This is a genomic window from Gaiella sp., from assembly GCF_057140465.1.
In genome coordinates this window covers 1-10,386 of sequence record NZ_DBNHWK010000077.1, presented here as the reverse complement: position 1 = coordinate 10,386, position 10,386 = coordinate 1, and the positions used below count along the sequence as shown (strand labels likewise).

Genomic DNA, 10,386 nt, shown 5'->3' with positions numbered 1-10,386 from the left:
GCGCTGCGGCCCCGAGCGCCGAGCCGCACTCGCCGCAGAACGCGTCACCGGGCTCGTTCGCCGCGCCGCAGGCGGGGCACGCGCGGGCGAGCGGCGCCCCGCAGCTCGAGCAGAACTTCCTCCCCGGGCCTGTTCTCCGTCCCGCAGCTCGCGCACGTCATCGGCAGATCAGACCCTACTGCGCGCCGCGCGACGAATCGAGGGCGGAGACCAGCGTCCGCGCAGCCCCTATCGCGCCCGGCCGTTGCGGCCGGTCGCCGCCGCCTCCGACACGACGCGGCCGACGTCCGTCACCGAGAGCAGCCCGGCGAGCTCGCCGTCGTCGAGCACCAGCGCGCGGTCGAGGCGGGTGCGCTCCAGCTCCTCGAGCGCCTCGAGGAGCGGCGTCTCCGGCCGGAGCGTCGGTGCCTCCGCGAGCGGGATCATCCGCTCGGCGATCCGCTCCTCGTCCCAGTCGCGGCGCGGTGTCGCGGCGACGCGGGCGAAGGGGATCAGTCCGACCGGGTGCCCGTCGTCCATCACCGGGTACGTCGTGTAGCGGTGCACGTGGGCGACGTCGTCCATGAAGGCGGACAGCGTCTGGTCGGCGGCCGCCGTCACCGGTCGGTGCACCATGATGTCGGTGACCCGGAGGCCGGAGAGCGCCCCGCGCAGCACGAGCTGCCGGCTCTCGGCGGTCGCGGCCTGGAGGAGGAACCACCCGAGGAACGCGAGCCAGATGCCGCTGACGGCGCTCCCCGCGAGCGCGAGCGCGATCCCCGTCCCGATCATGAGGAACCCGAAGCCGCGCCCGACCGCGGCGGCGGACGTCGTCGCCCGGACGCGGTCGCCCCGTGCCTGCCAGAGCACCGCGTGCAGGACGCGGCCGCCGTCGAGCGGCACGGCCGGAAGCATGTTGAAGGCGAGCAGCACGAGGTTGATCACCGCCAGCCAGGCGACGACCCCGTCCACGGGCTCGGGGAGCCCGAGCACCGCCAGCAGCGTGAAGACGGCGACGAGCACGGCGGTCACCGCCGGCCCGGCGAGGGCGACCCGGAGCTCTGCCATCGCCGACGGGAAGGCGCCACGGAACGACGCGACGCCGCCGAAGAGCCAGAGCGTGATGCCGTCGATCTCCATGCGCTCGCGCCGCGCCTGGACGGCATGACCGAGCTCGTGCAGCAGGAGAGCCGCGAAGAACGTGGCCGCGGCGACGAGCGCCATCACGACGTAGACGGCGCCGGAGAGCCCCGGGTTCTGGCTCGGGAAGACCGCGTCCGCCAGCGTCCACGTGATCAGGGCGAAGACGACCAGCCAGCTCCAGTGGATGCTGATCCGGATCCCGGCGATCCGCGCGATCGTCAGTCCCTGGTCCATCGCTCCACCCCGAGGATGGCGCCGACGGGCGCCCTCCGCATCGGGCCTTTCGCCCATGCCTCCCGGGAGAAGTACCGACGCCGCGAGCGGCGTCGCACGCTCAGGCGACGAGCCGCCCGTCCCGCATGTGGATCGTCCGCGTCGCACGCGACGCGATCGCCGTGTCGTGCGTGACGACGACGACCGTGCGCCGCCGGTCGGCCGCGACCTCGCCGAGCAGCCCGATGATCTCGTCCCCGGTCTCGCTGTCGAGGTTCCCCGTGGGCTCGTCGGCGAGGACGACGTGCGGGTCGTTCGCGAGCGCCCGCGCGATCGCCACGCGCTGCTGCTCGCCCCCGGAGAGCGCGCCCGGAAGGTGGCCTGCACGATCGGCGAGCCCGACCGAGTCGAGGAGCGAGCCGACCTGCTGGCGCCGCTCCTCCGACGGCAGGCCCCGGGGCGCGAGGGCGACCTCGACGTTCTGGGCCGCCGTCAGCGTGGGGATGAGGTTGAACTGCTGGAAGACGAACCCGAGCGCGTCCCGCCGAAGCCGTGCGAGCTCGCCGTCGGGCAGCCGCGCCAGGTCGCGGCCCTCGAACAGCACCTCCCCGGAGGTCGGCCGGTCGAGCCCGCCGAGCAGCTGCAGCAGCGTCGTCTTGCCCGACCCGCTCGGCCCGACGACGGCCACGAACTCGCCCGAGCCGATCGCGAGATCGACATCGCGCACGGCGTCGACCGAGCTGGCGCCGTCCCCGTAGCGCCTGGCCACGTCGCGCAGCTGGTAGGTCGTGCGTTCGTCGCCGGTGTCCGTCACGTCGCTCATCAGTCGATGTGGCGGAGCGCGTCCGCGGGTCGGAGACGGGCCGCACGGAAGGCCCCGACGGCACCGGACACGACCCCGCCGAGCAGCGCGAGCACGACGGCGAGGCCCACGAGGCCGACGCCGACGGGGGCCGTGAGCGCGACCGACGTCGACGGAGCGTCGACGATCGCGCCCTGCCCGAAGAACCCGCGGCCGAGGGGCCCCGGCCCCTGGGGCGCGTCGGCGGCGAAGCTCGCGGTCAGCGTCGGCGACAGGGCGCCGACGAGGGCGGCCGCGGCGACGCCGATCACGACGCCGAACGCCGCGCCGAGCAGCCCCTGGACGACCGACTCCCCGGCCACCTGGCGGACGACGAGCCCCTGCGACCAGCCCACCGCCTTCAGCGTGCCCAGCTCCCGCGTGCGCTTCGTCACCGAGGAGAGCGTGAGCAGGCTCGCGATCAGGAACGCCGCGAGCAGGCCGACGATCATCAGGGTCGTCCCGAGCTTCGAGACGAGGCTCTGCGCGTCGACGACCGACCCGCTCACGCGGTCGGCGAGATCCTGCGCCGTCGTCACCGAGGCCCCGTCGACGGTCTCCTCGATCGCGGCCGCCACCGACGCCACGTCGCCGGCGCTCTCCGCGCGGACGTAGGCCGTGTTCACCCGGCCCTCCCGGCCGGCGAGCGCCTGCAGCCGGTCGAGCGGCACGTAGACGTCCGACGACTGCCCGCCGAGCGGCGTCTGCGCGATGCCGACGACCGTGAACGCCTTCCCGCCGAGGGTGAGCTCGTCACCGGCGGCGAGGCCCGCGCCGCTCGCATAGCTCTCGTCGACCACCGCCTCGCTCGTTCCGGTGCCCGTGAAGTAGCCGCCGTCGACGACCTGCCCCTCCGTGAGCGCGCCGAGCTCCGGGTGCCGCACGTCGACGCCGGCGACGGAGATCGAGCTGACGTCGATGTTCTCGGGCGGGCCGGGCGGGCCGGCGCCGGGGGCGAACCTCCCCCGCTCCTCCGTGCGCTCGGGGACGATGCCCTCGACGTGGATCGCGTTCATCGTGAGGCCCCCGGCGGCGGAGGAGACGCCGGAGAGGCCGGCGATCCCCGTCACCTCCGACTCCGGGAACGAGAGCTGCGCCGCCGAGACGAAGGTGTCGCGCGAGAAGCGCGTCCCGGGCTCCCCGAGGTCCCGGAGGCCGAGGCGCCCCGGCCCGAACTCGTCGCGCAGCTGTCGGCGCTCCTCCTCGGAGAGCTGCGGGAAGCCACCGGCGCCGGGTCGCCCCGAGAAGTCGATCGGCCGCGACACCGACATGTCGGTGCCGACCCCGGTGAGCGGCTGCAGGACCTCCGCCTGCGCCCGGTCGAGGCCGGTCGACAGCGCGCTCACCGTGACGACGAGGGCGACGCCGAGGCCGAGGCCGAGCGCGGTCAGCACCGTGCGCCCGAGCCGCCGCCGCAGCTCGGAGACGAGGTAGGTCACGTAGAACACGACGCGAGGAAAGCAGACCAGCCTGAGGGTTTCCTGAGAGCTCCCGCGACGCGTCGAGCGCGCGGCCAACCGCGGCGCACGGAGGTGCGCGGGAAGGACGGCGCCCCTCGCCCGGCGCGCCCGCGACTCAGACGAGGCCGCCGGGGTAGCGCCAGGGACCGGGCTCGAGCCGGATCCCGCGCTTTCGGCAGAGCTCGCGGACGGTGTGCAGCAGCACGCCGCCCGAGCCGTGCAGCCGGCGGCCGAGCAGGTCGATGACGGCGACCCCGTCGGGAGGCGTCCCGCCGCCCGCGTCGAGCGTGAGCAGCACCGTCTCCCCCTCCCCCGCGGCCACCGACGCGAGGTCGCCGACGCGCTCTCGGAACGCGACGAGCCCCCGCGCCTCCTCGGCCTGCACCTCGAACGCGGCCCCGTCGTCGGTCACGAGGGCGGTGACGGCGTGCCCGCGGAGCGCCAGCAGCTCGTGGAGGTCCTCGACCATGCGACGCCCGAGGTCCACCTGCCGCGACCGTGACGGCACGTGACGCGCGTCGCCCGCGACCTTCGCGGGAACGCCGATCGCGAGCTTCCCGGGCGGGATGTCGGAGACGACGTACGAGTTCGACGCGACGATCGCCTCCGCGCCCACGCGGCACCCCGCGTAGACGACCGTGCCCATCCCGACCTGCGACCGGTCCTCGAGCACGACGGGGGCGAAGCGGTTCTCGAAGCCCTCGAGCACCGAATGGCCGACGTTGTGGGTGACGACGATCGAGCGCATCGTGAGGAACACCTCGCGCCCGATCAGCACCGGACGGCAGACGTTCACGAACGCCTCGTCCCCGACGAAGCCGAGGTCGCCGACCGTGAGGATCGCCCACGGATCGCGATGGCCGCCCCCGCCGAAGCGGATCGAGCGGCCGCCCCAGATCCCCGCGCCGAGGTACGCGCGGCGGCACCGCAGGTCGAGGTCGGCGCCGAACTGGGTGAGGTCGCCCATCGTCACGACCTCGGCGCACTGCACCGTCGCCCGGTCGCCGAGCGACACGCCGTCGCCGAGCACGATCCGGGGCGCGGCGAGGAGCACGCCGGCGCCGAGCGCGACGCCGTCGCCGATCACGGCGCCCGCGTCGCGATAGGCGGCGATCTTCTCCCCGGCGGAGAGCGCGCGGAACGCGTCGGGGTCGGCGTCGAGCGACGCGAGGAACGCGGGATCGACGACGCCGACCGACTCGTCCGTGTCGAACGACGCCGGCAGCGTGACGCCCTCGAGCGCGATCCCCGCGAGGAGCGACGGGGCGCCCCCGGCCGCCTCGACGGCCTCGGCCGCGAGCAGCGCCTCCACGTCGCGCTCGGTGATGAACCCCTGCTTCTCGATCGCGTCGAGCTCGATGCCGTGGCGCTCCGCGAGCTCGAGCGCCTTCTTCGTCGCCTTCCGGCTCGTCGGGGCAGCCGCCTCCACCGGCGCCGCGACGGTCGCCTTCGTCGTCCGCGCCCGCTCGAGCTCCTCGGCGCTCTCGGCGATCAGGGCGATCCGCTCGCCGAGTTCGACCTCGGCGCCCTCGCCGTACAGGTGCACGAGCGTGCCCGCCCCCGGGGCCTCGATCTCGAGCGAGGCCTTCGTCGTCTCGACGACGCACACGACGTCGTGCCTGCCGACCTCGGCGCCGTCGGCGACCAGCCACTCGGTGAGGAGCGCGAACTCGGTGTTCGCGTCCTCCCGGGTGAGGATGATCTCGATCACCGGTGCACCCCGACGACGGCGGTGACCGCCTCGACGACGTCGTGGACGCCGGGAAGCGCCTGGTTCTCGAGCTCGCGGGCGGCGGGGATCACGCCGTCGGCCGCGGCGACGCGCTGCACGGGCCGCCGGAGGTCGCCCCAGGCGGCTTCCTGGACGCGCGCGGCGATCTCGGCGCCGACGCCGCCTGTGCGCCCGCCCTCCTCGGCGGTGATGCACGCACCGGTGCGGGCGACCGACTCGAGCACCGGCTCGAGGTCGAGCGGGAGCAGCTGGGAGAGCGCGACGACCTCGCAGAAGACCTCGTGCTCCAGGATCAGCTCGGTCGCCGCCTCGAGCACGATCGGGAGCATGCCCCCGTACGTGACGATCGTCGCGGCGCCGCCCTCGAACTCGCTGCCGCTGAAGGTGAGGGCCGGGTATCGCGTGTCGGTCTCGACGACGCGCAGCTCCTCGACGTAGCCGCCGACCGGCCGCCGATGGGGCCGACCGTACATGAGCTTGTTCTCGATGAAGAAGACGGGGCGGTCGTCGTCGACGGCGTTCACGAGCAGCCCGCGGAGGTCGTGGCACTCGCTCGTCGCGACGACGCAGATCCCGGGCACGCCCATCAGCAGCTTCTCCAGCGACTGGCTGTGTGTCGGGCCGTAGCCTCGGCGGCCGCCCATCGGCGTGCGCACGACGAGCGGCACCGCCACCTGGTCGTCGAACATCTCGCGGAACTTCGCGATCCCGTTCACGATCTGGTCGAACCCGAGGGCGATGAAGTCCCCGAACATGATCTCGAGGATCGGCCTCTGCCCCCGGAGCGCCATCCCGGCCGCGACGCCGAACAGGGAGGCCTCCGAGATCGGCGTCGTCAGCACCCGGTCGGGCCAGCGGTCGGAGAGCCCCTCGCTGACCTTGAACGCGCCGCCGTAGGGGTCGAGGAGGTCCTCTCCGAGGAGGATCACGTCGTCGCGGCGCTCGAAGATCTCGGCGAGCGCGCCGTTCAGCACCTGGACGCAGCGCGGCTGCGTGCTCATGCGCCCGCCACCTCTCCCCGCAGATCGCGAATCCGCCGAGCGGATCCTCGATCGCGACGACCCCTGAAGCGGCCGCTGTCGCGGCCGGTGGCGACCCGCGACGCGACACCGGTTGCCACGGGACGTCTCATGCGCCCGCCACCGGTGCCGCCTCGGCCGCCTCGACGGTCTCCGCGATCAGCTGCTCGACCGCCTCCTCGATCCGGGCACGGACGTCGTCGTCGAGCCGTGCGCCGGCCACGAGCAGCGGGTCGTGGGCGCGTCGATCGTCGATCTCCGCCGGATCCCGGAAGTCGTCACCCTTCGAGTGGGGGCTGAAGCGGTACGTGTGCAGGACGAGGAAGAACGGCTTCCCGGTCGTCCGCACGTACTCGACGGCGCGTCCGGCCGCGGCGTGGATCTCCTCGACGTCGGTGGTGTCGAGCGCCGCCGTCTCGATCCCGAACGCTGCGGCGCGCGCCGGGATGTCCCCGGCGACGCCGAGGCGCTTCGGCGTCGTCTGCGCGTAGTGGTTGTCCTCGACGACGAAGAGGAGGGGGAGGCTCCACAGCGAGGCCATGTTCAGGCACTCGTAGAGCGCGCCCTGTCCGAGCGTGCCGTCGCCCACGAAGACGGTCGTGACGGCCCCCGTGCCCTTCTCCTTCTCCGCGAGGGCGATGCCCGTGGACACCGGGACGATGCTCCCCTGGACGCCGTTCGAGTAGAAGTTGCCGCGGTGCAGGTGCTGGCTCCCGCCCTTGCCCCCGCACGTCCCGGTCGAGCGCCCCATCACCTCGCTGAGGAGCCCGAGGAGGTCGCCGGTGAACGCGATGTAGTGCCCGTGGCAGCGGTGGTTCGAGAACACGACGTCGCGCTCCGGGTCGAGATGCGCGATCACGCCGACGGCGTCGGCCTCCTGGCCGATGTACGTGTGCGTCGTCCCGGTCAGCTTGCCCTCGGAGAAGAGCCGGAGCAGCGTCTCCTCGAAGCGCCGGATCAGCACCATCTGCTCGTACTGGCGTTCCCGCAGGGTCATCACGCTCCCGGTCGTCGCCGCCGCCGACCTACAGGTACCCGAGGTCCGCGAGCCGGGCCTCGACCTTCGCCTCCTCCTCGGGGGAGATCTCGCGCTGGTCGGCGCTCTCGAGCTCCAGGTAGAGGAGGTCGCGCAGCTCGAGGGGGACGTCCGCCGGCCGGCTCTCCCGCTCCCGTGGGTCGACGTCGAGCCGATACGCCTCCTCCCGTCCCGAGTCGACGTGATGGATGAGCTTCCAGGGCGGCATGCGCACCGCGAGCTGGGAGAGGGCCCCCATGTCCGTGCCGGAGATGAACGTGAGGCGGTCGCCGTCCTCCGTGCCGTCGGCGAGCGGCAGGAGCGACGCGCCGTCGATGTCCGGGACCGGGATCCCGGCGAGCTCGAGCAGCGTCGGCATGAGGTCGACCGAGCGCACCTGCGACCACACGACGCCCGGCTCGAGGCGCCCGGGCGCCGCGACGATCAGGGGCACCTGCACGACCTCGTCGAACAGCGTCGCGCCGTGCATGTGGTAGATGCCCTTCACGTCCTCCTTGTCGGCGAAGCGCTCGCCCCACGACTCGCCGTGGTCGGAGACGAAGGCGAAGGCCGTCCGCTCCCGGAGCCCGAGCTCGTCGAGCTCCCCGAGGAGCGAAGCGAGCACGGACTCGGACATCGTCTCCACCGCGCGCCGGTACGACTCGTGCACCGTCTCGAGCGCGCCCGCGGCGCCGGACTGGATCCCCACCATCAGCTCCTCCTTCGCGGCGAGCCACTCCCTGCGCTCCGCGTGGAGGATGTCGTAGGGCATGTGCGTCGCCCAGCTGTGGACGAAGAGCAGGAACGGCCGCTCGCCGCGACCCCGCAGCCACGCGATCGCGCCGTCGAGCTTCTCGCTCGTGCCGACGATGTTCGCGTGGGGCAGCCCCTTGAACAGGTAGTTCTCGTCGAACACGAACGTGCCGACGTCGTACCCGGCGGCGACCGCGGCCTCGAACAGCGTCGGCGCCTCCGGCAGCGGCGCGTCCCAGTGGAGGTAGCCGTGGTGGTGCGGGTAGAGGCCGGTCACCATCGACGTCATCGACGGGCACGTCCACGGCGCGACGCTGATCGCCTGGTCGAAGCGCACGCCGCCGGCCGCGAGCTCGTCCACGGTGCGCGTGTTGACGTAGCGCGCGCCGTAGCAGCCGACGTGGTCGGTGCGCAGCGCGTCCGAGACGAAGACGACGAGGTTCATCCGGCGCCGAAGTCTACCCGGGGCCTCGGGAGGGCCGACCGGCCCGACGGCGCGTCGGGCGGGCACACGGAAGCACGGCGCGGCCCGCGGCGTCGGCGTGCGTCAGGAGGCGACGAGCGACGGCAGCATGCTCGCGCCGCGCATCTCCGCCGGCCGCTCGATCCCGAGCAGCTCGAGCGCGGTGGGGGCGACGTCGAGCAGGTGCGCGTCGGCCCGGCCCACCGGGGCGATCCCCGGGCCGGCGACGACGTACAGGCCGTCCTGCGCGTGATTGGCGTCGTCCGGCCCGGTGTCGTTCTCGAACGTGTGCACGCCCTCGTCGCCGCCGATCGTGCCGACCGACCGCCAGAGGAGGTCGCCGAAGACGACGATCAGGTCCGGCGCGACGCCGTGCACCTCGGGGTAGAGCTCCTCCGGCTTGTACACGGCGGTCGCGATCGGGTTCCCGCGCTCGTCCGGGATCGCGGCCAGCCGGGCCGCGAGGTCGTCCCGCACGGCCTCGTAGTCGGCGGCGGGGACGACGCCGTCCGGCTCGCGCCCCTCGACGTTCATGAACACCCGCGCGTAGTAGCCGCCCTCGCCCCAGGCGACGGTCTTCGACCAGTCGATGCCGACGTCGCGCGGCGAGCAGACGCCGTCGGGCTCGGCCAGCGTCGTCAGGAGCCCCTCCCGGCGCAGCCACTCGTTGACGCGGATGCCGCCGTCGAGCCGCTTCGCGCCGTGGTCGGAGAGCACGAAGACGACGGTGTCGTCGTCGGCGTGCGCGAGCAGCCGTCCGATGAGGCCGTCGAGATGACGGTGGTAGTCGAGGATCGCGTTCTCGTACGGTCCTCCGGGCTCGTGCTTGCGGTGCTCGGCGTCCATGTACTTCCAGAAGCCGTGGTGCATCCGGTCGGGCCCCATCTCGACCATCGCGAACAGCCTCCACGGGCGCGTCGCCAGCAGGTGCTCGGCGAGCGCGAACCGACGGTCGGTCATCTCGTAGACCTGACGCAGCAGGTCCTCCTTGTCGTCGGTGCGGAAGTTGGTGCAGTCGAACAGGTACTCGCCGACGACCTCCTCGACCTCGCGGCGCAACCCCGGTGGGTACGTGTACTGGCTCTCCGTGCCGGGGGTGAGGAAGCAGCTCACCATCACCCCGTTCAGCGGCCGCACCGGGAACGTGCCGGGCACGCCGAGCACGATCGAAGGGCTCCCGGAGCGGGTGACGAGGTCCCACAGCCTGGGCTCGGTGATCGCCGTCGAGTTGGCGATGAACGCGCCCTCGTACGTGTGGTCGGAGCGGTTGCGGAACCCGTAGACGCCGAGGTCGCCCGGCGTGCGGCTCGCCATCATGCACGACCACGCGGGCACCGTGATCGGCGGGATCACCGAGGTCAGGCGCCCGTAGGCGCCGCGCTCCATCAGACCCGCGAGCACGGGCAGCTCGTCCCGCCAGCGCTCCAGGACGAGCGACGGCTCGGCGCAATCGAGCCCGATCATCATCACCTTGGTCTCCGCCATCACGCCCGGAAGGGTAGTCGTGCCGAGCACGCTACCCCGGAGGTGCCGGAACGGCGGCCGCCTCCGGCGGGGCGACGCGCGGCGAGCGGCGGTTGAAGAGCGCGTCTCCCGTCCGGCGATGCCGTCCCACCACGAGCGCGACCGCGACCGCCCACACGGCGAGGATCGCGCCGTACACGGAGGTGCGAGCGGCGCCGGCCACGTCGAGCGCGTCGAACATCGTCCGCGCGTTCGTGAGGAGGATCAGCCCGCCGACGGAAGCGCCGAGCAGGGCCGGGGTGAC

8 protein-coding genes and 2 pseudogenes are annotated in these 10,386 nt (G+C 73.3%); all 10 read right to left on the bottom strand.

Annotation, left to right across the window (positions count from 1 at the left end; translation table 11 throughout):
* Positions 1-82: pseudogene (locus AC162C_RS11475) on the bottom strand (zinc-ribbon domain-containing protein); the annotation flags it as partial.
* Between the two features lie 146 nt (positions 83-228).
* Positions 229-1,356 (bottom strand): site-2 protease family protein, encoded by a 1,128-nt coding sequence (locus AC162C_RS11470; RefSeq protein WP_484097669.1) that lies wholly within the window; start codon positions 1,354-1,356, stop codon positions 229-231.
* A gap of 100 nt (positions 1,357-1,456) precedes the next feature.
* A complete protein-coding gene (locus AC162C_RS11465; RefSeq protein WP_484097668.1) occupies positions 1,457-2,158 on the bottom strand; it encodes an ABC transporter ATP-binding protein in 702 nt (233 codons plus the stop codon).
* A complete protein-coding gene (locus AC162C_RS11460) occupies positions 2,158-3,624 on the bottom strand; it encodes an ABC transporter permease (RefSeq protein ID WP_484097667.1) in 1,467 nt (488 codons plus the stop codon). Before AC162C_RS11460 ends, AC162C_RS11465 begins: the two co-directional genes overlap by 1 nt.
* 127 nt (positions 3,625-3,751) lie before the next feature.
* Positions 3,752-5,347, bottom strand: coding sequence for a biotin/lipoyl-containing protein (locus AC162C_RS11455; protein ID WP_484097666.1), 1,596 nt, complete (start codon positions 5,345-5,347; stop codon positions 3,752-3,754).
* On the bottom strand, positions 5,344-6,369 hold the full coding sequence (locus AC162C_RS11450; RefSeq protein WP_484097665.1) for an alpha-ketoacid dehydrogenase subunit beta: 1,026 nt from the start codon (positions 6,367-6,369) through the stop codon (positions 5,344-5,346). Before AC162C_RS11450 ends, AC162C_RS11455 begins: the two co-directional genes overlap by 4 nt.
* 127 nt (positions 6,370-6,496) lie before the next feature.
* A complete protein-coding gene (locus AC162C_RS11445; RefSeq protein WP_484097664.1) occupies positions 6,497-7,384 on the bottom strand; it encodes a thiamine pyrophosphate-dependent dehydrogenase E1 component subunit alpha in 888 nt (295 codons plus the stop codon).
* A 28-nt stretch (positions 7,385-7,412) separates the two neighbouring features.
* Positions 7,413-8,600, bottom strand: coding sequence for a sulfatase family protein (locus AC162C_RS11440; RefSeq protein WP_484097663.1), 1,188 nt, complete (start codon positions 8,598-8,600; stop codon positions 7,413-7,415).
* 102 nt (positions 8,601-8,702) lie between these two features.
* A complete protein-coding gene (locus AC162C_RS11435) occupies positions 8,703-10,103 on the bottom strand; it encodes an alkaline phosphatase family protein (protein ID WP_484097662.1) in 1,401 nt (466 codons plus the stop codon).
* Positions 10,104-10,134: 31 nt separating this feature from the next.
* Positions 10,135-10,386: pseudogene (locus tag AC162C_RS11430) on the bottom strand (sulfite exporter TauE/SafE family protein); the annotation flags it as partial.

Coding starts and splice junctions, on each gene's coding strand:
- AC162C_RS11470 (WP_484097669.1), bottom strand. CDS start 1,356: ATGGACCAGGGACTGACGATCGCGCGGATCGCCGGGATCCGGATCAGC.
- AC162C_RS11465 (WP_484097668.1), bottom strand. CDS start 2,158: ATGAGCGACGTGACGGACACCGGCGACGAACGCACGACCTACCAGCTG.
- AC162C_RS11450 (WP_484097665.1), bottom strand. CDS start 6,369: ATGAGCACGCAGCCGCGCTGCGTCCAGGTGCTGAACGGCGCGCTCGCC.
- AC162C_RS11445 (WP_484097664.1), bottom strand. CDS start 7,384: ATGACCCTGCGGGAACGCCAGTACGAGCAGATGGTGCTGATCCGGCGC.
- AC162C_RS11440 (WP_484097663.1), bottom strand. CDS start 8,600: ATGAACCTCGTCGTCTTCGTCTCGGACGCGCTGCGCACCGACCACGTC.
- AC162C_RS11435 (WP_484097662.1), bottom strand. CDS start 10,103: ATGGCGGAGACCAAGGTGATGATGATCGGGCTCGATTGCGCCGAGCCG.